This is a genomic window from Streptomyces sp. NPDC050674, from assembly GCF_040654575.1.
Lineage (GTDB): Bacteria > Actinomycetota > Actinomycetes > Streptomycetales > Streptomycetaceae > Streptomyces.
On the sequence record NZ_JBFAIG010000002.1, the window covers coordinates 588,439 to 608,311 of the forward strand.

A 19,873-nucleotide genomic window follows, 5' to 3' on the forward strand; every position below is an offset into this window, starting at 1 on the left:
AGACCGCCGACGGCGACGGTCGGCGTGAAAGTGATGCCCGGCACGTACAACCCTGACAGGGGTACGCGTGTCCAACAGGCGTGGCAGAGGTACTCGACTTCAGCGCGGCACGCGGCACGGTCCTTCGACCGCCCCGTCCGGCGGCTCTACGACCCCGCATGTCCGGTACGCCCGGTGGCATGCCGGTGATCGCGCCCGTGCCCGCAGCGCGGCCGACCCGCATCCCCAGTCAGCGCGACGGCGCGGAGGACGGCGTCGCGGCCGGCACCACCGTCGACCACCTCACCGAGACCTACCGCGCGCACTACCGCTCGCTGCTGGGTCTCGCAGCGCTCCTCCTCGACGACACCGCCTCCTGCGAGGACGTCGTCCAGGAGGCGTTCATCCGTGTCCACTCCGCCCGCAAGCGGGTCCGCGAGCCCGAGAAGACGCTGGCGTACCTGCGCCAGACCGTCGTCAACCTCTCGCGCTCCGCGCTGCGCCGCCGCATCCTCGGCCTGAAGCTGCTGTCGAAGCCCATGCCCGACATGGCCAGCGCCGAGGAAGGCGCCTACGACCAGCTGGAGCGCGACTCCCTCATCAAGGCGATGAAGGGGCTCCAGCGCCGCCAGCGCGAGGTGCTGGTGCTGCGCTACTTCGCGGACATGACCGAGGCTCAGGTCGCCGAGACGCTCGGCATATCGCTGGGCTCGGTCAAGGCGTACGGCTCGCGCGGCATCGCGGCACTCAGGGTCGCCATGGAGGCCCCGGTATGAGTGACGGCAACGGCGCGGGCGGCAAGGGGCGCGACCGCCCCGACCCCGCCGAGGGCCTCGACGGGTGGCAGGCGCCGACAAGGCGGCACGGGCAAGATCCGAAGCAATCGCACGCTGGGAACGGAACTGTGAACCACGGCCCCGACGACCAGAGCCCCGACGGGTTCGGCTCGGACGAGCTGGACCTGCGCACGATGCTGCACCAGGCGGTGCGGGAAGTGGAGCCGCGCGACGGCACCCTGGACTACCTGCGCAAGGCGGTGCCGCAGCGGCGGACCCGCAAGCGGCAGGCCGTCGTCGGCATGGCGGCCGCCGCCCTCTTCATCGGCACCGCCGTCCCCGCCCTCGTCCACGTCTCCAACGCCACCGGCTCCGACGCCAACCCGTCCGCCATCGGCCACGCCTCCGAGACCCAGGGCGGCGCGAGCCAGGGCAAGGGCCCCGACGGCGGCGAGAGCACCTCGGGCGGCTCCGCCGGCAAGCCCGAGGGCAAGGAGAAGGGCGACAAGAAGGAGAAGGACAAGGACAAGGGATCCGGCGCCTCCACCGGCGCGTCCCAGGGCACCGGTCCGTCCTCCACCACCGCCGCCGGCATCCCGGCGTGCACCCCGGCCCAGCTCGGTCCCGCCTCCGGCAGCAGCAACGCCCCCGACTCCACGGGTGCGGTCTCCGGCTCCTTCCGCGTCGTCAACGTCTCCGGCGCCGCCTGTACGGTCACCGGCCCCGGCTCGGTGAGCGCGCTGCCGCAGGGCGCGGCCGACGCCACCAAGGTCGGCGCGGTCCGGCACGCGGCCGGGGACGCGGCGGCCGGGCTCCTGCCCGACCCGTCCCTGGAGGCCGCCCAGCTGGTGCTCCAGCCGGGCCTCGGCTACGACGTGAAGTTCGCCTGGGTCCCCTCCGAGACCTGCCCGACCCCCGGCGGCAGCGTCGGCGGCCCCGACCCCAGCCCCGAGCCCACCCCTTCGGAGGACCCGACGACCACGGCCGGCACCTCCACCGGCGGCGACACGGGCGCGGTTCCCCAGCTGGCCACGGAGGACGGCACGGTCGACGGCAGCGTCGCGGTGTCCTACACCCCGGGCACCGGCTCGGGCGGAACCTCGGTGACGGTGTCCAACGCGTGCGCCGGGACGGTGTACTGGACGGGCGTGCTGGCGGGGGCGTAGCAGCCGGGGGAGTAGGCGGAGTCGGAGTCGTGGTCGCGGGCGTGCGGGCCGCCTAGCCGGCGGCCGGCGCGCCCTTCGCCGGAGGTCGGGCGCCGCTCAGGTCGCGGCGGCGTCCGGACGGCTCACTTGGCGGTGGCTCCCACGCGGCTCGGCTCGGTGGCCTCCGCATGGGCCACTTCGCGGTGGCGTCCACGCCGCTCACTTCGCGGTGGCGTCCACGGCGACGGGCTCCTCGTCCGGTACCAGGCCCAGCTCCGCGTCGCGGGCGAACTCGACCTCGCGCCGCAGCAGGCGGAACCACATGAAGATCACGAAGCCCACGAAGGCGAACCACTCGGCGGTGTAGCCCAGGTTCTGGAACGCCTTCAGATCCAGCCCCGAGTCCGGTGGCGCGGCGGCCGGCACCGCCTTCATCCCCGAGTCGGCCTTCGTCAGCGTGACCCACGCGTCGTACACGTCGTACGGCACCAGGTTCACCAGCGACGCCGCACTGATCGCCGACGTCTGCCCGGCGGGCAGCCCGCCCTGCGCGCTGACCCCGTTGTCCCCCGGCGTCTCCGATGCCTGGAGCGCCCCCGTGACGGTGACCTCACCGGCCGGCGGGGCGGGGGCCTTCGCCGTGTCGGCGGCCCCGGGCAGCCAGCCGCGGACCACCGGCAGCGCCTCACCCGAGCCGGTCCGCAGCAGCGTCAGCACGTAGAAGCCCTGCTTGCCGTCGAGCTCCCGGCCGGGCACCAGCAACTGCTTGCCGTAGCGCCCGCTCGCGGTGACCAGCTTCCCGGAGGTCGCCTTGTCCACCGGCAGCATGTCCTTCAGCGGCCGGGGCGCCTCGCGCCGGGCTTCGGAGACCTGCTCGGTCGCGTCACGATGGTCCTGCACCCGGTCCTCGAACCGGCCCAGCTGCCACGACCCCATGAAGATGCAGAAGGGGATGGACAACAGCACGAAGACGTTGATCCCCCACCATCGGGGCGTCAGCAGAAACCGGTACACACCCCCACGGTACGGGGCTGTCGGACAGCTCGGGCCCGCGGGGTCGGCAACCGGCGGGCCCGGGACCGGTGGAGGTTATCCACAGGCTGGGGACCTCGGCAGCGGATTGTCGGCCCGGGCGGGCAGTATGGGGCCATGACTGAGAGCAACGGGTCCGACGCGCGGGATCAGCGGGACCAGCACGAACAAGCGGTACAGGCGGGGCGGCAGGAGCGGATGCCGGACTGGGAGAAGCGCTTCCGGGCGCCCCGGGTGTCCCTGCCCGACTGGGCGGAGGACGCGCCGGACCACGCCCTGTTCGTCTCGAACGCGACCGGGACGTACGAGCTGTACGCCTGGGACCGGTCGACGGGCGAGCAGCGCCAGGTCACGGACCGGCCGAACGGCACGACCGACGGCGTGCTGTCCCCGGACGGCGCGTGGATCTGGTGGTTCGACGACAAGGACGGCGACGAGTTCGGCGTGTGGCGCCGCCAGCCCTTCGAGGGCGGCGCGGACGAACCGGCCGCAGCCGGCCTGGAGCCCTCCTACCCGGCAGGCCTCGCCCTCGGCCGCGACGGCCGTACGGCGGTCGTGGGCCGTTCCACGGACGAGGACGGCACGACCATCCACCTCGTGCGCACCGGAGAGGAGCCGGTGGAGATCTACCGCCACCGTGAGTCGGCCGGTGTCGGGGACCTCTCCCACGACGGCTCGCTCATCGCCGTCGAGCACACCGAGCACGGCGACGCGATGCACTCGGCGCTGCGCGTCCTGCGCTCCGACGGCACCGCGGTCGCCGACCTCGACGACACCGAGGGCGGCACCCGCGAGCTGGGCCTGGAGGTCCTCGGCTTCGCCCCCGTAGACGGTGACACCCGCCTGCTCATCGGCCACCAGCGCCGCGGCCGCTGGGAGCCCCTGGTGTGGGACGTGGCCACCGGCGAGCAGACGGACCTGGCGCTGGAGCTGCCGGGTGACGTCAGCGCCGAGTGGTACCCGGACGGCACCGGCCTGCTCATCGTGCACAGCTTCGAGGCCCGCAGCGAGCTCTTCCGCTACGACCTGGCAAGCCGCGCCCTGACGGAGATCCCGACCCCGCCCGGCACGGTCTCCGGCGCGACGGCCCGGCCCGACGGCAGCGTGGAGTACCTGTGGTCCTCGTCGGCGGAGCCGTCGGCGGTCCGCTCCACCACGGGCGGCGTCGTGCTCGACCCGCCCGGCATGAAGTCGCCCGGCTCGGTGCCGGTGGAGGACGTGTGGGTGGAGGGCCCGGGAGGCCGCATCCACGCCCTCGTCCAGAAGCCGGCGGGCGCCACCGGCCCGTTCCCCACGGTCTTCGACATCCACGGCGGCCCCACCTGGCACGACAGCGACTCCTTCGCCGCGGGCCCCGCGGCCTGGGTCGACCACGGTTACGCGGTGATCCGTGTCAACTACCGCGGTTCCACGGGCTACGGCCGTGCCTGGACGGACGCCCTGAAGCACCGCGTCGGTCTCATCGAGCTGGAGGACATCGCCGCGGTCCGCGAATGGGCCGTCGGATCCGGCCTCGCCGACCCCGAGCGCCTGATCCTCACCGGCGGTTCCTGGGGCGGCTACCTCACCCTGCTCGGCCTCGGCGTCCAGCCCGACGCGTGGACCCTCGGCATCGCGGCGGTCCCCGTCGCCGACTACGTCACGGCGTACCACGACGAGATGGAAGCGCTGAAGGCGATGGACCGCACGCTGCTCGGCGGCACCCCCGAAGAGGTTCCCGACCGCTTCGAGGCGTCGTCCCCGATCACCTACGTCGACAAGGTCACGGCCCCGGTCTACATCTCCGCCGGGGTCAACGACCCGCGCTGCCCGATCCGCCAGATCGAGAACTACGTCAAGCGCCTGGAGGCGAGGGACGCGGTCCACGAGGTCTACCGCTACGACGCCGGGCACGGCTCCCTGGTGGTGGACGAGCGGATCAAGCAGGTACGGCTGGAGCTGGAGTTCGCGGAGCGGCACCTCAAGGGGGCACCGGGCACCCGGTAACCCGGGAGGCGGGGCTTGGGCGGCCGCGGGCGGGTGGTGGCCGATCGCGCGGTCCCCGGGGGGCGCGGGACGGCGGAGACCGGCGTTCACGCACCCCCCGCTGCCGCCGCCTGAGCCTCAGCAACTCAGGCGGGCACCGCGTCGTTCAGGCCCCCGCCCGCTGCCGCCGCCTGCGCCCCAGCAGTTCCGCCAGGCCGCGGCGCGTGGCGGCCAGCACCACCCGGTCGGCGGCCCCCAGCACATAGGTGGAAGGCAGATCCCACACCAGCCCCGAAGTCCGCTCCTCCCCCGGAGGGACGTGCTCCTCCCGCCGCGCGCCGCGAGGTGACGTATTGAGCGCCAGCACCCGCCAGGCCCCGGCCCGGAAGGCCTCCGCCACGGTCCGCCCCTCCAGCTGCGGATGCCCGGCCACCTCCAGCTCCGCGAACAGCAGCACCCGCCGCTCCACCGGGATCGCCCCGAGGATCTGCCGCCCCATCATCGCCCCGGCGAACGCGGGCGCGGCCAGATGCGACACACTCCGGCTCCGCGTCAGGGCGCGCGGATGCGCGGCCCGCAGCGTGCGGTACACGGCCGTCGCGAAGTCGTCGTCGTACAGCCGCAGCACGACCCGCAGGTCCGGCCGCAGGGACCGGGCGTACAGCGAGGCCTCCAGATTCGTCGTGTCCGCACTGGTCAGCGCGAGCAGGGCATGCGCGCGGTGGATCTTCGCTGCTTCCAGCACGCCCTCCTGCGTGACGTCCCCGAGCACCACCGGCACCCGCAGCCGCCGCGCCGTGGCCATGCCCCGGGCATCGGGATCGGACTCCACGCACACCACCGGGATGTGCAGCTCCCGCAGCCGTGTCAGCACCCGTGTCCCGATCTTGCCGAGCCCGAGCAGCACCACGTGCCCGCCGAGCCCCCGCGGCGGCTTGCGCAGGGCGGAGGCGCTGCGGAACGTGCCGAGTGCCTCCAGCACCGCGGCCAGCAGCACCGGCAGCAGCAGCAACCCGACCAGCCCGGACAGCAGTTGCAGCACCTGCTGCCCGGTCGACTCGTGGAAGGCGGGGTCGTTGATGCCGAACAGATCGAGCAGCGTGACGTACGTGGCGTACAGCGGATGCTCCCCGGTCACGATCGTCAACGCGACGGCGAGCGCGAGCACACACCCCACCAGCCCGGCCAGCGACCACCGCAGCCGCCGCGAGAACAGCGAGGCCAGCGGCGGCACCCCGCCCCTCCCGGCGGGCAGGGACGGCCCCGAGTACGACACCTGTTCCAGGACCACCGTCCCGCGCCCGGTCGCCGACGCCACCGCCGCCTCGTCCGGCAGGAGTTGCGGCCCGTGCTCCCCGCTGCCCTCGGAACCGTCGGCTCCGGCCGGGTCGTTGCTCGTCGCGGACAGCAACGCCAGCGTGCACAGTCCCGGGTCGGCCACCTCGCCCGGCCGGGGCGGCTGCCGCTCCACCGCACGCAGCACCAGCCCTTCCGTCTGGACGACCTTGCTGGTGCCCACCAAGGCGGTGGCGGCCAGCGCGGGCGCGGCCGTGTCGGCGTCGGACAGCACCGTCGTGGACGCGTCGAGGCCCGCGCCGGGACCGTCCCCGGAGGCGACGGCGGCTGTCTGGTCCAGCAGTTCCTCGATGTGCTGGCCCAACCGCCGGTTGTACAGCCGCAGTACGAGACGCAGGCGCGGGTTGAGCCGGCGCGCGGTGAGGGCGGCCCGGATGTTGGTCTCGTCGTCGTCGTAGACGAGCGCCAACGCCGCCGCCCGGTCGGCGCCCACCTCGGTGAGCACCGCTTCGGTGACCTCGGCGGCCTCCACGACCTGCTCGTTCGAGGCCGGTTCGCCGCTCGCGCCGGTCCGGTTGACGGCCGCGTTCACGACCCGGTCCAGCAGCGCGGCCGAGGCGGCCCGGGCCCGCCCGACCACTGGCCGGCGCACGCGTCTGTCCGAGGGCGGCACGACGAGTGTGACCTGCTCGGCGTAGACACCGCGGAGTTCGGCGGCCAGCCGGTGCGCGAGCCCGTCGTCACCGCACACGATCATGTGCGTGGCCGGATCACTCGGCTGACCTTGGTTCGGAACGCTCCCCACGAGGAGAAGACTGCCTCACCGGGGCGGCCGGTTCCAGAAGGGGACGGTGGTGCCTGAACGCCCGTCCCCCGTCGTCCGTACGCAAGGGGAGGGAAGAAAAACGCCCTCGCGCACCACCGGAGGTACCGGGCCCGTGGCCACGACGAAGACCACACCGCGAGACAGCGGCGAGCGCAGGGAGCCCCGGACGGACCGGGCCGACGAAGGTGAGCCGGCCCGGGACCGGGAAGCCACGGCGGACGGCGCCGACACGGCGGACGGCGTCGACACGGCCGAGCCGGACGGCGGCCGGGAAGAGGGCCGCCACCTCGACTCCGCCCTCCTCCTGACACTCCTGCTGCTCACGGCGGTGATGTTCCAGGACCCGATCCGCGGCGCCCTGGCCGCACCGGTGATGCAGAGCTGGATGACGGTGTTCGTCGCGGTCATGGTCCAGGCGCTGCCGTTCCTGGTGCTGGGCGTGCTGCTGTCGGCGGCGATCGCGGTGTTCGTGCCGCCGTCGTTCTTCGCCCGGGCACTGCCCAGGCACCCGGCCCTGGCGGTCCCGGTCGCGGGCGCGGCCGGCGCCGTGCTGCCGGGCTGCGAATGCGCGTCCGTGCCGGTGGCCGGCGCTCTGGTCCGCCGCGGGGTGACACCGGCGGCGGCCCTGGCCTTCCTCCTGTCGGCACCCGCCATCAACCCGATCGTGCTGACGGCGACGGCCGTGGCGTTCCCCGGCAACCCGGAGATGGTCCTGGCCCGTTTCGTCGCGAGCCTGCTGGTGGCCTGCTCGATGGGCTGGCTCTGGCACCGCCTCGGCCGCACCGACTGGCTCCGCCCGCCGGAGAGGACGTCGTACGAGGGGCAGGGCAAGGGGCCGGCGTTCTGGGGCTCGGTCCGCCACGACGTGACGCACGCGGGCGGTTTCCTGGTGATCGGCGCGATGGCCGCGGCGACCCTGAAGGCGATGGTCCCGGCGGACTGGCTGGGCCTCGCCGCCGGCCACCCCGTGCTGTCGGTCCTGGTCCTCGCGGTCCTGGCCGTGCTGCTGTCCATCTGCTCGGAGGCGGACGCGTTCGTGGCGGCGTCCCTGACCCAGTTCTCCCTGACGGCCCGTCTGACGTTCCTGGTCGTCGGCCCGATGATCGACCTGAAGCTCTTCGCGATGCAGGCGGGTACCTTCGGCCGCGCCTTCGCCCTGCGCTTCGCCCCCGCGACCTTCGCCCTGGCCGTCGTCGTGTCGGCCCTGACCGGAACGGTCCTGCTGTGAACCGCCTGGCCCAGACGGCCCTCCTCTTCCTCCTCGGCGCGACGCTCCTGCACGCCGGCACGACCGACCTCTACCTGCGGTACGTCAAGGAAGGTCTGCGGCCCCTGGTCCTGCTGGCGGGCGCGGTCCTCATCACCACGGCCGCGGCGAACCTCTACCACGACCGCCGCACCCCCGCCGCCCATGACCACCACCACCGCGAACCCCGCGTCTCCTGGCTCCTCACCCTCCCGGTCCTGGCCCTGATCCTGGTCGCCCCGCCGGCCCTCGGCTCCTACAGCGCGGCCCACACCGGCACGGCCCTGACGAAACCCTTCGGCTTCCCGGCGCTGCCCCCCGGCGACACCCCTCTGCGCCTAGCCGTCGCCGACTACGCCGGCCGTGCCGTCTACGACGAGGGCCGCTCCCTGCGGGGCCGCGAGCTGCGGATCACCGGGTTCATCACCCTGGACCGGGCCGGCACCCCCTACCTGGTCCGTATGGGCCTCAACTGCTGCGCGGCGGACGCCCAGCCGGTCAAGATCGCACTGGCGGGCGACGTTCCCCCGGTCCTGCGACCGGACACCTGGCTGGAGATCACCGGCACGTACACCCCCCGCCGCACGAAGGACCCGGTCAACAACGGCCCCATCCCCTACCTGTTGGTCAAGACGGCCAGACCGGTCCCCACCCCGCACGACCCGTACGACGAGACGTGGAACACCTGAACTCCGGTGTAGCGAGGGTCCTTCGGGGTACTCGTGAGGGACCGCTGATCAGCGAGGAGTACGCATGACCACACTCCAAGGCGAGCACACGGCGGATTTCGACCGCCCGCTCCTGCCCGAGGCGGTCCGCGAGGAACTGGCGAAGGCGGACCACCGGGCCACCCTGACCCTGGCCACCCTCGGTGCGGCCTTGGCCGCCCTCCTCACCGCGATCACCACCGGCGTCATCACCCCCGCCCAGTACGCGGCGATCCCCCAACTCCTCCTGTGGACCGGCTGCGCGGCCTGCGCCCCCTCCCTGGTCCTGCTCAGCCTGGTGCGCAGGCCCGACCCGTCCACGACCGCCGACACCCCACCCCAGTTCCTCACCCGCACCACCTGCACCAAGCACCGCCGCACACGCCAGGCGATGGCATGGGGCGCGGCATTCCTGACCCTCACCCTGGCGGGGACGCTGACCGGGCTGCTGTCCTAGCCCGTTCACAGACACCGAGGCGGGCCTTTCGAAACGGCTGCGCCACCGAACGTACGAATGTCAGAGGTCGTCCTCATCGACTGGTTCGGGTTCGCCGATGTAGGCGAGATCGAGGACATAGCGTTCGGTGAAGGGGCAGTTGTTCCATGCCTGGGTGAGGTGGCCTTCGAAGGTGTCGTCCGTGGGGTGGCCGAGGCTGCGCTCGTAGTAGTCGGCAGTCGCCTTGCGGCCTTCCCACCAGACGTGGCCTTCGTAGATGCCGGGGCGCGGCAGGGTCATTTCTCCCGCAGGCCCGTACGCGAGTTGGTTGACGACGAGGATGCCGGTCTCGGACTCGATACGCACGGGAACCTGACCCTCCGCGTCGGCAGGCGGGGCCGGCGGGGTGTCCCAGACACGGATGGCGACTTCCACTTTGATGTCGGGTTGCAGACTGAGGATGTACAGGTGATAGCCGTTGCCGCCCACCACATGCCTGCACGCAGCGGCCATGGCCTCGTCGTCGCTCAGGTAGGCGTCGGCGTCGTACACCTCCACGACGCGGCGGGCCGGTGTGGCCTTGCAACGGTATTCGGCGAGGAGTGCCATGTGCCCTTGTCCTTCTGCTAGTTGCTGATCTTCATGGAGATGGCGTCACCGTCCAGGGTCGGGTCGAGGGTGTACCTCTGGCCGAGCTTGCGACCGCCTGCCTCATTGTCATCGCCGTTGATCAGCCGGACGGAGAAGCGGCGGTGGGGCTTTTCGGTCATTGAAGGTCATCTAGGCTGCCGACGCCCGTGAGGGGCGGCGTGGGACGCCGCCGGTTGCTGGGGTTGCTCAAGTGATCTGCCGGCTCGTCGGGCACTCCGGGACGGCCGTGACCGAGGAGGTCTACTGGAAGCAGATCCCGCCCGTGATCCAGACCGGCGCCGTGGTCATGGACGGGATCTTCGGCGCTGGTCCGCGGCGGCCGTAGACACGTGGGAAGCGGCGGTCACGCACATAGGCACGCACACAAAAACAGGTGAGGCACCTAGGAACATTCCTAGGTGCCTCACCTGGTGTTTCGGCTGTCGGGGTGGCGGGATTTGAACCCACGACCTCTTCGTCCCGAACGAAGCGCGCTGCCAAGCTGCGCTACACCCCGATGTCGCTGCTGTCGCGGCGACGACGTTTACTTTAGCCCACCGGTGGCTAGAGACGAAATCCGGTTTTGCCGCGGTGCCGGATGGGGTTCGGGCGGGCGTGGTCGAGGGCCACGAGCAGCACGGCCAGGGCGTAGAAGGACAGGCCCAGGAGGAGGGCGTTGCCCAGGACCCGCTTGAAGCCGTCCTGGCCGACGTCCAGGAACGGGTAGAGGTAGCGGCCCGGGGTGCCCGGAAGCAGCAGCTCGCCGCGGACCAGGCAGAAGGCCAGGTAGGCCATGGGGTAGAGGAGCCAGGTGCTGGCCTGGCGCAGGTGCAGGCGGCCGGGGGCCGTGAGCAGGAGCCAGTCCAGTACCGCCGCTATCGGCGTCACCGTGTACAGCACGCCGTGGCACACGGCCTGCCAGCCCGTGGGGGCCGCCTCGCCCGTCAGGGAGAAGGGGCTCGCCTCGTTCGCCAGCAGCAGATGGTGAACCAGGGCCGAGATGACCACGTAGAGCAGCGTCGCACCCAGCACCGCACCCGGCAGGGGCCGGCTGGCCGTCCAGGCGCGTCGGGCGGAGAAGGTCATGACCAGCGCCAGCAGCAGGTTGCTCTGGATCGCGAAGTGGCTGAGGGCCCGGGACGGATCGCCGAGGAGCAGTTCCAGCGTCACCCCTGCGGCCGCCACCACGGCGATCAGCAGGCGGTAGGCCGCGGCCGCGGGGCGGCGGACCGGGGTGACGACGGCCGTGGCGGGCACGGGCGCGGGCTTCAGTGCCGGCGGGGACGGTATCGCTGGGAGGTCCGGGATGTCCCGGGGTATCGGGGCGGTCATGCCCCCACGCTGACAGGAGGGGACATAAGGGGCGATCCGGGCGGGGCTGTGTGGGTTACCTCCGCCCGTGGCCCCCCGCCCTACCTCACCGCCTCCTCACGCCCCACCAGCGTCAGCAACGTCGCCTCCGGCGGGCAGGCGAACCGCACCGGCGTGTAGCGGTTGGTGCCGCAGCCCGCCGACACGTGCAGGTAGGACGTACGGCCCTCCGCCGTGTGCCTGGAGAGGCCCTTCACCCGGTCCGTGTCCAGGTCGCAGTTGGTGACCAGGGCGCCGTAGAAGGGGATGCACAGCTGGCCGCCGTGGGTGTGCCCGGCCAGGATCAGCGGGTAGTCGTCGGCCGTGAAGGCGTCCAGCGTGCGCAGGTACGGGGCGTGGACCACGCCCATCGAGAAGTCGGCCGCCTCGGACGGGCCGCCGGCCACCCGGACGTAGCGGTCCTTCTTGATGTGCGGGTCGTCCAGGCCCGTGAGCTCGACCGAGCCGCCCTCGAGCTTGAGCTCGCCGCGCGCGTTCGTCAGGTTCAGCCAGCCCGCCGCGTCGAAACCGTCCCGCAGGTCCTCCCACGGGTTGTGCACCACGCCCTCGGCCGGCGCGTTGCCGTTGAGCCCGTGGCGGCCCTGGGCCTTCTCCAGGAGGTAGCGGGCGGGGTTGCGCAGCTTGGGGCCGTAGTAGTCGTTGGAGCCGAAGACGTAGGCGCCGGGGAACTCCATGAGGGGACCGAGCGCGTCCAGGACCTCCGGGACGCCCTCCGGGTCGGAGAGGTTGTCGCCCGTGTTGATCACGAAGTCGGGGCGCAGGCCCGCCAGGGACCGCAGCCAGCGCTGCTTCTTGCGCTGGCCGCCGACCATGTGGATGTCGGAGACCTGCAGCACACGCAGGGGGCGCATGCCCGGAGGCAGGACCGGGACCGTGACCCGGCGGAGGCGGAAGGAGCGGGCTTCGAAGCCCGCGGCGTACAACAGTCCGGCGGCACCGGCCGCCGTGATTCCCAGGGGGACTTTGTATCGCGCGCGCATACGACCATCGTGTCAGACCCCGGCGGTCGCCCGTGCCGGGGCGCTGCCCGAAATCCCCTGGCGGCACCGGTCCTTGATTGGCCCGCGGGCGCCGGTCCCTCGGCGGCGGTCCGGAGGGAGGTCCGTCCGTGGCGGCCCCTGAAATCGAGGGGCGTCACTCCGCCCGCACCTGCGACAATCGACCCCATGACCACGCTCAAGTCGAAGCTGCAGGATGACCTCAACGTTGCGATCAAGGAGCGCGACGAGCTCCGCTCCTCGACGCTCCGGCTGACGCTCGCCGCGATCACCAAGGAGGAGGTCGCGGGCAAGGAGAAGCGCGAGCTCTCCGACGACGAGGTCCAGAAGGTGATCACCCGGGAGGCGAAGAAGCGGCGGGAGGCGGCCGACGCCTTCGCGCAGGGCGGTCGTCCCGAGCAGGCCGAGCGGGAGAAGGCGGAGGGCGAGGTGCTCGCCGCGTACCTGCCGAAGCAGCTGTCGGACGAGCAGCTCCAGGAAATCGTCGCCCAGGCCGTCGAGGAGGCCAAGGCCGCCGGCGCCGAGGGGCCGCGGGCCATGGGCGCGGTCATGAAGATCGTGAACCCGAAGGTGGCCGGCCAGGCCGAGGGCGGCCGCGTCGCCGCCGCCGTGAAGAAGCTGCTGGCCGGCTGACCTGCCGACCGGACGAGGACGGCCCCCTCCCACCCGCGCGGGTGGGAGGGGGCCGTCTGCATGTGGCGGCCGCGGCTCAGCCGAACCGCGGCCGCGGCTCAGCCGAACCGGCCGCCGTTGCCGTTTCCGCCGTTGCCCTGGCCCCGGAAGAAGCCCTCCGGGATGGAGAACGAAGGCGTGGGCTCGCCGCCGCCCCCTCCGCCGTCGTTGCCGCCGACCAGGCCGCCGAGGAAGCCGTCGTTCCCGCCGTTGCCCCCGTTGTCGCCGTTGCCGCCGTCGTCACGGCCGCCGTCGTCACCGTCACCCCGGTCACGGGGCTTGCTGTCGGGGATGTGGACGGTGTTGAAGTTCTCGACGGGCTTGCCCTCCAGCGCGCCGGACATCATGTCGCCCCAGATCGGGCCGGGGACCTCGCCACCGAAGACCTTGCCGTACGACCGGCCGCCGATGGTGATGCCGACCATCTTCCGCTTGTGCGCGGGGTCGCCGACCCACACCGCACCGGCCAGGTTCGGCGTGTAGCCCACGAACCAGGCCGCGTAGCGCTCGTCCGTCGTACCGGTCTTGCCGGCGCTCGGGCGGCTGCCCAGGCCGGCCTTCTTGCCCGTGCCGTCCTCGACGACGCCCTTCAGCAGCGTGTTGATGGTGTCGGCGGTGTTCTCCGACATGGCGCGCGAGCAGGTCGACTTCGGCACCTGGAGCGAGGTGGTCTTGTCGCCGACCCGCCGGCTGACCGACTCGATGGCGACCGGCGTGCAGTGCATGCCGCGCGAGGCGAAGGTCGCGTACGCGTTCGCCATGGTCAGCGGGGACATCTCCTGCGTGCCGAGGGCGATGGAGGGCACCTGCGGCATCTTGTTGCCGTCGGCCCGCACCACGCCCATCTTCTTCGCCATCGTCGTCACCGGGCAGATGCCGATGTCGCCGATCATCTGCACGTAGTAGGTGTTGACCGACTTGGCGGTCGCCTCCCGCATGTCGTACGGGCCGACCTCGGAGGAGTTCTCGTTCTCGAGCTTCGCCGGGTTGTTGGGGTCGTTCACCCACCGCTTGCCGTCACAGGCCGAGACCGGGCTCGGGTACGCCATCTGGTACGGCGACGAGTACACCTTGTTCGCCGGCATGCCGTCCTCGAGGGCCGCGGCGGCCACGATCGGCTTGAACGTCGAACCGGGCTGGTAACCCATGCCGCCGCCCATGTCGCCGTCGACGGACAGGTTGAGGGTCGTCTCGCCCTCCTTGATGTCGACGCCGTACGGACGCGACTGGCCCATGGCGAGGATCTTGCCGGTGCCCGGCTGGACGAGGGTTACGGCCGTGGCCACGTCGTCGCTCTTGTAGACGTGCTCCTTGATGGAGCGCTGCGCCGCGTTCTGGGCCTGCGGGTCCATGGTGGTGCGGATGGTGAGGCCGCCCTGGTTCCAGATCTTCGCGCGCTGCTCCTTGGTCTTGCCGAAGACCGGGTCGGTCAGGAAGACCTCGCGCACGTAGTCGCAGAAGAAGCCGGCGCCCTTGACCGCGGTGATGCAGCCGTTCTTGGGCTTGCTGACCTTCAGGCCGAGCGGCGCCTTCATCGCGTCGGCGGCCTGCGCCCTGGAGATGTCGCCGACGGCCGCCATGCGCTGGAGCACGGTGTTGCGGCGCTTGGTGGCCTCCGCCTCGTCGTTGACCGGGTCGTAGCGGCTGGGCGACTGGACGATGCCGGCGAGCAGGGCGGACTGCTCCAGGCTGAGGTCCTTGGCGGACTTGGAGAAGTAGCGCCGGGCGGCGGCCTCGACGCCGTAGGCCTGCTGGCCGAAGAACGTGATGTTCAGATAGTTCTCGAGGATCTTCTTCTTGCCCAGTTCCTCCTCGACCTGGATCGCGTACTTGAGCTCGCGGATCTTGCGGCCGATGGTCTGCTGGGTGGCCTGCGCGACCTTGGTCGGGTCGTTGCCCGCCTCCTCGACGAAGACGTTCTTCACGTACTGCTGCGTCAGGGTGGAGGCGCCCTCGGAGACCCCGCCGGTCTGCGCGTTCTTGTTGAGGGCGCGCAGGACGCCCTTCAGGTCGACGGCGCCGTGCTGGTAGAAGCGCGAGTCCTCGATCGCGACGATCGCCTTCTGCATGTACGGCGAGATGTCCTTGAGGGGGACCACCGTGCGGTCGCGTGAGTAGACGGTGGCGATCGGGCCGCCGTCGGCGTCGAGGATGGTGGTGCGCTGACTCAGCGGTGGGGTCTTCATGGTGGCGGGGAGCTCGTCGAAGCTCTCGACGGATCCCTTGGCGGCGAGGCCCAGCGCCCCCACCGCGGGGAGGGCGATGCCGGCCAGCACGGCTCCCGCGAGGACACTGACACCGAGGAACTTTGCGGCCTGCTGCGTGGGAGACAGACCACCGCCCGAGCGCTTCTTTGGCATGAGGGCAGCCTAATCCGTAGGTTTGAGCGATCCGCAGGAGCAGGGGGTGCTCGGAGCGTTCGAGTACCAGACCGTGACATCCGGGTGCGGCCGGGGTGTCGGGCCTCACCGTGGAACGGTGCGCGGTCGAGCCGCGAGTGGCGGGGCGGTCACGCGGCGCCGGACGGCCTCCTGATGCCCTCGGCGCCCCCGGCCGGACGCCGGCGGGTGGTGTCGACGGCATCACGACCGCGCCCCGGGCGCGGGACACGGCCCCCGGACCTGACGGCATGGCGACGTGAGCGGCCTACGTTCCCATTCGCCGGACAGGCGTATAGGCCTTGGCCTAAGCTGCTCTCAACTGTCACAGCAGTGAGGTCACGTATCAATACGTCCGGCGACCCCGAATCGTTCTGGGTGTTCCCCGACTTTTTTGCTGGGGGCGTGTCCGAATCCGCCTTGTGTGTCATACGGCGTCCGTTGTGACGCAACTGAACTGTCCCGGTTTGACGGGAAGGTCGCGTATGTCGCCAGCTCACTCCCCCGGGTGATCTGCCGCTTACCCATAGTCCGTTCGGGCCATTCAAGATTGGGCCCGAAGGGGGTGTTGCGCTGTGCCCACCTTCCGTAACGTCCTCAACTGGCGGCGGTGAATATGCCGCTGCCGCCGTGGGGGAGCCTCGATTCGGGAGAGGACGGCGCCGGTATGGGCTGGGTAACCGACTGGAGTGCGCAGGCGGCCTGCCGCACTACCGATCCGGATGAACTGTTCGTTCAAGGAGCAGCGCAGAACAGGGCCAAGGCGGTGTGCACCGGATGCCCGGTGCGCACGGAGTGCCTGGCCGACGCGCTCGACAACCGCGTCGAGTTCGGCGTGTGGGGAGGCATGACGGAGCGGGAGCGCCGCGCACTGCTGCGCAGGCGTCCCACTGTGACCTCCTGGCGCCGGCTGCTGGAGACGGCGCGCACGGAGTACGAGCGGGGGTGCGGTGTCATGCCCCTCGACGACGACGAAATCTACGAGAACTACGCGGCGGTGAGCTGAGGACTCCCCTCCGGGAGCTCCCCAGGTCCAGGTCTGAGGGCCCGTTGCCGGGCCCTTCGCCGTCACCGGTGAGCCCGGCGCCGCCCGCGCCGCCGCTCACCCGCCCTGCGCTCTCGCCTGGTTGCCCTCAGGCACTCGCCTCGGGCGGTTCGGGCCGGTCGCGTCCGGCCTGGTCGACTCCGGGCTGGTCGACGGGGTCGGGAAGCGCACGCTCGTCGGCCGCGAGCCGGCCGCCGATGGCGCGCAGTCCCGCGAGGTCGTGCACATCGCCGGGCAGCGCGGCCACTTCCGTCACGGCCACCTCGGGGTGCAGCGCGGTGAAGCGGTCACGCGTGCGCTGCTCACGGGCCAGCAGGTGCATGCGATCGGCATGCAGCCTCAGCAGGCCTGCCGCGAGCTGGTCGACGGACCGCTCGGTGTCCTCAGCGTGCTCGGCGTCCTCGGTGTGTCCGGCGACTTCGGTGGGGGAGCCATCCTCGGGAGCCGGTGCCGATGCCAAAGCTGGTGTTCCGGGCGTGGGAGAGTCTGAACTGTCGTGTGCGTCGGGGGAGTTACGAAGTACTGCTTTCCCGCCCTCCTGATCCACAATGCCGGGCTCTTCAAGATTTTCCGCGGCGGCGAGCGCCCGCTCGGCCGACAGTCCGCCGGCGCCGCTGCCGTGCACCCGGTTGAGCACCAGACCGGCCAGCGGCATGTCCTCCGCGGCCAGCCGCTCCACGAAGTAGGCGGCCTCGCGCAGCGCGTCCCGCTCCGGGGCCGCGACCACGAGGAACGCCGTGCCGGGCGCCTGGAGCAGCTTGTACGTCGCGTCCGCGCGGGTGCGGAAACCGCCGAAGGTGGTGTCCATCGCGGACACGAACGTCTGGACGTCCTTGAGGAGCTGACCGCCGAGCAGCTTGCCGAGGGTGCCGGTCATCATCGACATCCCGACGTTCAGGAACTTCATCCCCGCCCGGCCGCCCAGCTTCGCCGGTGCCGTCAGCAGCCGGATCAGCCGGCCGTCCAGGAACGAGCCGAGCCGCTTCGGCGCGTCCAGGAAGTCCAGCGCCGAGCGGGACGGTGGCGTGTCCACGACGATCAGGTCCCACTCGTCCCGGGCGCGCAACTGCCCGAGCTTCTCCATCGCCATGTACTCCTGCGTGCCCGCGAAGCCCGCCGAGAGCGACTGGTAGAAGGGGTTGCCCAGGATGGCGGCCGCCCGCTCGCGGTCCGCGTGCGCCTCGACGATCTCGTCGAAGGTGCGCTTCATGTCGAGCATCATCGCGTGCAGCTCGCCGCCCGCGGAGTCGTCGATGCCCTTCACCCGGCGCGGGGTGTTGTCCAGCGAGTCGATGCCCATGGACTGGGCCAGCCGGCGGGCCGGGTCGATGGTCAGGACGACCACCTTGCGGCCCCGCTCGGCGGCGCGCAGACCCAGGGCCGCCGCGGTGGTGGTCTTGCCGACCCCGCCCGAGCCGCAGCACACCACGATCCGGGTCTCGGGGTCCTCCAGCAGCGGATCGATGTCGAGGAGCCGCGCGGGGGTGAGATGAGGGCGGGCCGGGTCGTGGGTGTGGGCCGGGTCCGGACGACTCATGACATCCCCTGCTTCCGACTCGTGACGGGCCTTGACTGTCTGTCCCGGCTCATGACACGCCCTGCTCGCGCAGCTCGCGGGCCAGCTCGTACAGCCCGGCCAGGTCCATGCCCTCGGCGAACAGCGGCAGTTCGTGTAGCGGCAGGCCCAGCTCGGCCAGGACCGCGCGCTGTTCGGTCTCCAGCGTGTACCGCTCGGCGTACTCCTCGGCCTGCGCGAGCAGCGGGTCCACCAGCCGCTCGGCGTGCCCGCCGCGCCGTGCCCCGCCCAGCCCCGCGGACGACAGGGACCGCGCGACAGTGGAACGCGGGACCGTCCGCAGGAGTTCCAGGTCGGTCTCGTCCAACACCTCCGGCCGGACCATGTTCACGATGATCCGCCCCACCGGGAGCCGGGCCGAACGCAGCTCGGCGATGCCGTCCGCGGTCTCCTGGACGGGCATCTCCTCCAGCAGCGTCACCAGGTGCACGGCCGTCTCGGGCGACTTCAGCACCCGCATCACGGCCTGCGCCTGATTGTGTATCGGGCCGATCTTGGCGAGACCCGCGACCTCGTCGTTCACGTTGAGGAAGCGCGTGATCCGCCCGGTCGGGGGCGCGTCCATCACGACGTAGTCGTACACGAAGCGGCCGCTGCGCTCCTTGCGCCGCACCGCTTCGCAGGCCTTGCCGGTCAGGAGGACGTCCCTGAGGCCGGGCGCGATGGTGGTGGCGAAGTCGATCGCGCCGAGCTTCTTCAGGGCCCGTCCCGCACCGCCCAGCTTGTAGAACATCTGGAGGTAGTCCAGAAGGGCCAGTTCGGGGTCGATGGCCAGGGCGTACACCTCCCCGCCCCCGGGAGCGACGGCGATCTTCCGCTCCTCATAGGGCAGCGCCTGCGTCTCGAAGAGCTGCGCGATGCCCTGACGGCCCTCGACCTCGACGAGAAGCGTCCGCTTCCCCTCCGTGGCGAGAGCCAGTGCTAGTGCGGCGGCCACCGTGGTCTTACCGGTACCGCCCTTGCCGCTGACGACCTGGAGCCTGCTCACGTATTCGAGCCTAACCAGTCCGCGCCCGGGCTACGCGGGAGGCTGTGGACAACCGTGGCCGTGGCCTGTGGACGACCGGGGCCGCGGGTGGCCGCGTGGCCCTCCTCCGGCAGCGGCTAGAGTCGGCCGCATGACCAAGTGGGAATACGCAACCGTGCCGCTGCTCGTCCACGCCACGAAGCAGATTCTGGACACCTGGGGCGAGGACGGCTGGGAGCTCGTCCAGGTCGTGCCCGGGCCGAACAACCCCGAGCAGCTCGTGGCCTACCTGAAGCGGGCGAAGCAGTAGTGGGCGCCGTCGAGGCGAAGCTTGCCGAGCTCGGCCTGAGCCTTCCCGACGTGGTCCCGCCGCTCGCCGCGTACCAGCCGGCCGTGCAGTCCGGCCCGTACGTCTACACCGCCGGGCAGCTCCCGATGGTGGACGGCAAGCTTCCGGTCACCGGCAAGGTCGGCGCCGAGGTCACCCCGGAGGAGGCCAGGGAACTGGCACGCACGTGCGCGCTGAACGCCCTGGCCGCCGTCAAGTCCGTCGCCGGTGACCTGGACCGCATCGCGCGCGTGGTGAAGGTCGTCGGTTTCGTGGCCTCCGCCTCGGACTTCACCGGCCAGCCCGCGGTGCTGAACGGCGCAAGCGAGCTGCTCGGCCAGGTGCTGGGAGACAAGGGCGTGCACGCGCGCAGCGCGGTGGGCGTCGCGGTGCTGCCGCTGGACGCGCCGGTCGAGGTCGAGATCCAGGTCGAGCTCGCCTGACCCGCTCTTCGACGGCCCCAGCTGCGGAATCCGCCCCCGGGGCCACTCGAACATCCG

General features: G+C 71.7%; 19 protein-coding genes, 1 tRNA gene and 1 pseudogene. 11 read left to right on the forward strand and 10 right to left on the reverse strand.

Annotated elements, in window-relative coordinates; translation table 11 throughout:
• Positions 1-179: 179 nt before the first annotated feature.
• Entirely contained in the window at positions 180-755 is a 576-nt protein-coding gene (locus AB0I06_RS06120; protein WP_363117691.1) for a SigE family RNA polymerase sigma factor, read from the forward strand.
• The gene (locus AB0I06_RS06125; RefSeq protein ID WP_363117529.1) at positions 752-1,921 is read left to right on the forward strand and encodes a hypothetical protein; all 1,170 of its coding nucleotides are present in this window, start codon (positions 752-754) and stop codon (positions 1,919-1,921) included. The genes AB0I06_RS06120 and AB0I06_RS06125 overlap by 4 nt, the downstream gene beginning before the upstream one ends.
• Positions 1,922-2,119: 198 nt before the next feature.
• Here the strand turns inward: AB0I06_RS06125 and AB0I06_RS06130 are convergent, their stop codons facing one another.
• Positions 2,120-2,914: an SURF1 family protein gene (locus AB0I06_RS06130; RefSeq protein ID WP_363117530.1), complete on the reverse strand. Its 795-nt coding sequence runs from the start codon at positions 2,912-2,914 to the stop codon at positions 2,120-2,122.
• Positions 2,915-3,049: 135 nt separating this feature from the next.
• Between AB0I06_RS06130 and AB0I06_RS06135 the strand changes: the two genes are divergently transcribed.
• On the forward strand, positions 3,050-4,918 hold the full coding sequence (locus tag AB0I06_RS06135; protein ID WP_363117532.1) for a prolyl oligopeptidase family serine peptidase: 1,869 nt from the start codon (positions 3,050-3,052) through the stop codon (positions 4,916-4,918).
• A 145-nt stretch (positions 4,919-5,063) separates the two neighbouring features.
• Here the strand turns inward: AB0I06_RS06135 and AB0I06_RS06140 are convergent, their stop codons facing one another.
• Positions 5,064-6,950, reverse strand: coding sequence for an NAD-binding protein (locus AB0I06_RS06140; RefSeq protein WP_363117692.1), 1,887 nt, complete (start codon positions 6,948-6,950; stop codon positions 5,064-5,066).
• Between the two features lie 373 nt (positions 6,951-7,323).
• Here AB0I06_RS06140 and AB0I06_RS06145 point away from each other — a divergent pair, with 373 nt between their 5' ends.
• The 3 genes from AB0I06_RS06145 to AB0I06_RS06155 all read left to right on the forward strand — a co-directional run bounded on the left by AB0I06_RS06145 (position 7,324) and on the right by AB0I06_RS06155 (position 9,429).
• Positions 7,324-8,247: a permease gene (locus tag AB0I06_RS06145; protein ID WP_363117693.1), complete on the forward strand. Its 924-nt coding sequence runs from the start codon at positions 7,324-7,326 to the stop codon at positions 8,245-8,247.
• Positions 8,244-8,954: a TIGR03943 family protein gene (locus AB0I06_RS06150; protein ID WP_363117533.1), complete on the forward strand. Its 711-nt coding sequence runs from the start codon at positions 8,244-8,246 to the stop codon at positions 8,952-8,954. The genes AB0I06_RS06145 and AB0I06_RS06150 overlap by 4 nt, the downstream gene beginning before the upstream one ends.
• A gap of 64 nt (positions 8,955-9,018) precedes the next feature.
• A complete protein-coding gene (locus AB0I06_RS06155) occupies positions 9,019-9,429 on the forward strand; it encodes a hypothetical protein (RefSeq protein ID WP_363117534.1) in 411 nt (136 codons plus the stop codon).
• A 60-nt stretch (positions 9,430-9,489) separates the two neighbouring features.
• Here AB0I06_RS06155 and AB0I06_RS06160 read toward each other — a convergent pair whose 3' ends face one another.
• Together AB0I06_RS06160 and AB0I06_RS06165 are read right to left on the reverse strand one after the other, a co-directional pair.
• A complete protein-coding gene (locus AB0I06_RS06160; RefSeq protein WP_363117535.1) occupies positions 9,490-10,017 on the reverse strand; it encodes a hypothetical protein in 528 nt (175 codons plus the stop codon).
• A 17-nt stretch (positions 10,018-10,034) separates the two neighbouring features.
• A complete protein-coding gene (locus AB0I06_RS06165; protein WP_363117536.1) occupies positions 10,035-10,178 on the reverse strand; it encodes a hypothetical protein in 144 nt (47 codons plus the stop codon).
• 68 nt (positions 10,179-10,246) lie between these two features.
• Between AB0I06_RS06165 and AB0I06_RS06170 the strand changes: the two are divergent.
• A pseudogene (locus AB0I06_RS06170) lies at positions 10,247-10,384 on the forward strand (site-specific integrase); the annotation flags it as partial.
• 97 nt (positions 10,385-10,481) lie between these two features.
• On the opposite strand, the gene AB0I06_RS06175 reads toward AB0I06_RS06170, so the two are convergent.
• From AB0I06_RS06175 to AB0I06_RS06185, 3 genes are all read right to left on the reverse strand, one after another.
• Positions 10,482-10,555: transfer RNA gene (locus AB0I06_RS06175), tRNA-Pro, on the reverse strand.
• 47 nt (positions 10,556-10,602) lie between these two features.
• A complete protein-coding gene (locus AB0I06_RS06180; RefSeq protein WP_363117537.1) occupies positions 10,603-11,370 on the reverse strand; it encodes a Pr6Pr family membrane protein in 768 nt (255 codons plus the stop codon).
• A gap of 80 nt (positions 11,371-11,450) precedes the next feature.
• Complete coding sequence (locus AB0I06_RS06185; protein ID WP_363117538.1) at positions 11,451-12,389, reverse strand: metallophosphoesterase; 939 nt, start codon at positions 12,387-12,389, stop codon at positions 11,451-11,453.
• A gap of 186 nt (positions 12,390-12,575) precedes the next feature.
• Here AB0I06_RS06185 and AB0I06_RS06190 point away from each other — a divergent pair, with 186 nt between their 5' ends.
• Positions 12,576-13,040: a GatB/YqeY domain-containing protein gene (locus tag AB0I06_RS06190; protein ID WP_363117539.1), complete on the forward strand. Its 465-nt coding sequence runs from the start codon at positions 12,576-12,578 to the stop codon at positions 13,038-13,040.
• 98 nt (positions 13,041-13,138) lie between these two features.
• Here the strand turns inward: AB0I06_RS06190 and AB0I06_RS06195 are convergent, their stop codons facing one another.
• A complete protein-coding gene (locus AB0I06_RS06195; protein ID WP_363117540.1) occupies positions 13,139-15,439 on the reverse strand; it encodes a transglycosylase domain-containing protein in 2,301 nt (766 codons plus the stop codon).
• Positions 15,440-16,124: 685 nt separating this feature from the next.
• Here AB0I06_RS06195 and wblA point away from each other — a divergent pair.
• Entirely contained in the window at positions 16,125-16,463 is a 339-nt protein-coding gene (gene wblA / locus AB0I06_RS06200) for a transcriptional regulator WblA (protein WP_352115483.1), read from the forward strand.
• 127 nt (positions 16,464-16,590) lie between these two features.
• Here the strand turns inward: wblA and AB0I06_RS06205 are convergent, their stop codons facing one another.
• Together AB0I06_RS06205 and AB0I06_RS06210 are read right to left on the reverse strand one after the other, a co-directional pair.
• Positions 16,591-18,039, reverse strand: coding sequence for an ArsA family ATPase (locus tag AB0I06_RS06205; RefSeq protein WP_363117541.1), 1,449 nt, complete (start codon positions 18,037-18,039; stop codon positions 16,591-16,593).
• Between the two features lie 49 nt (positions 18,040-18,088).
• Positions 18,089-19,066, reverse strand: coding sequence for an ArsA-related P-loop ATPase (locus AB0I06_RS06210; protein ID WP_363117542.1), 978 nt, complete (start codon positions 19,064-19,066; stop codon positions 18,089-18,091).
• A 130-nt stretch (positions 19,067-19,196) separates the two neighbouring features.
• Here AB0I06_RS06210 and AB0I06_RS06215 point away from each other — a divergent pair, with 130 nt between their 5' ends.
• Positions 19,197-19,355: a DUF4177 domain-containing protein gene (locus tag AB0I06_RS06215; RefSeq protein ID WP_093708112.1), complete on the forward strand. Its 159-nt coding sequence runs from the start codon at positions 19,197-19,199 to the stop codon at positions 19,353-19,355.
• A complete protein-coding gene (locus AB0I06_RS06220; protein ID WP_363117543.1) occupies positions 19,355-19,816 on the forward strand; it encodes a RidA family protein in 462 nt (153 codons plus the stop codon). The genes AB0I06_RS06215 and AB0I06_RS06220 overlap by 1 nt, the downstream gene beginning before the upstream one ends.
• Positions 19,817-19,873: the final 57 nt, after the last annotated feature.

Excerpts from the sequence above, each read along its gene's own strand:
- AB0I06_RS06140 (WP_363117692.1), bottom strand. The coding sequence starts at position 6,950 with ATGATCGTGTGCGGTGACGACGGGCTCGCGCACCGGCTGGCCGCCGAA.
- AB0I06_RS06120 (WP_363117691.1), top strand. The coding sequence starts at position 180 with ATGCCGGTGATCGCGCCCGTGCCCGCAGCGCGGCCGACCCGCATCCCC.
- AB0I06_RS06185 (WP_363117538.1), bottom strand. The coding sequence starts at position 12,389 with ATGCGCGCGCGATACAAAGTCCCCCTGGGAATCACGGCGGCCGGTGCC.
- AB0I06_RS06165 (WP_363117536.1), bottom strand. The coding sequence starts at position 10,178 with ATGACCGAAAAGCCCCACCGCCGCTTCTCCGTCCGGCTGATCAACGGC.
- wblA (WP_352115483.1), top strand. The coding sequence starts at position 16,125 with ATGGGCTGGGTAACCGACTGGAGTGCGCAGGCGGCCTGCCGCACTACC.
- AB0I06_RS06160 (WP_363117535.1), bottom strand. The coding sequence starts at position 10,017 with ATGGCACTCCTCGCCGAATACCGTTGCAAGGCCACACCGGCCCGCCGC.
- AB0I06_RS06195 (WP_363117540.1), bottom strand. The coding sequence starts at position 15,439 with ATGCCAAAGAAGCGCTCGGGCGGTGGTCTGTCTCCCACGCAGCAGGCC.
- AB0I06_RS06135 (WP_363117532.1), top strand. The coding sequence starts at position 3,050 with ATGACTGAGAGCAACGGGTCCGACGCGCGGGATCAGCGGGACCAGCAC.
- AB0I06_RS06180 (WP_363117537.1), bottom strand. The coding sequence starts at position 11,370 with ATGACCGCCCCGATACCCCGGGACATCCCGGACCTCCCAGCGATACCG.
- AB0I06_RS06190 (WP_363117539.1), top strand. The coding sequence starts at position 12,576 with ATGACCACGCTCAAGTCGAAGCTGCAGGATGACCTCAACGTTGCGATC.
- AB0I06_RS06215 (WP_093708112.1), top strand. The coding sequence starts at position 19,197 with ATGACCAAGTGGGAATACGCAACCGTGCCGCTGCTCGTCCACGCCACG.
- AB0I06_RS06155 (WP_363117534.1), top strand. The coding sequence starts at position 9,019 with ATGACCACACTCCAAGGCGAGCACACGGCGGATTTCGACCGCCCGCTC.
- AB0I06_RS06125 (WP_363117529.1), top strand. The coding sequence starts at position 752 with ATGAGTGACGGCAACGGCGCGGGCGGCAAGGGGCGCGACCGCCCCGAC.
- AB0I06_RS06205 (WP_363117541.1), bottom strand. The coding sequence starts at position 18,039 with ATGAGTCGTCCGGACCCGGCCCACACCCACGACCCGGCCCGCCCTCAT.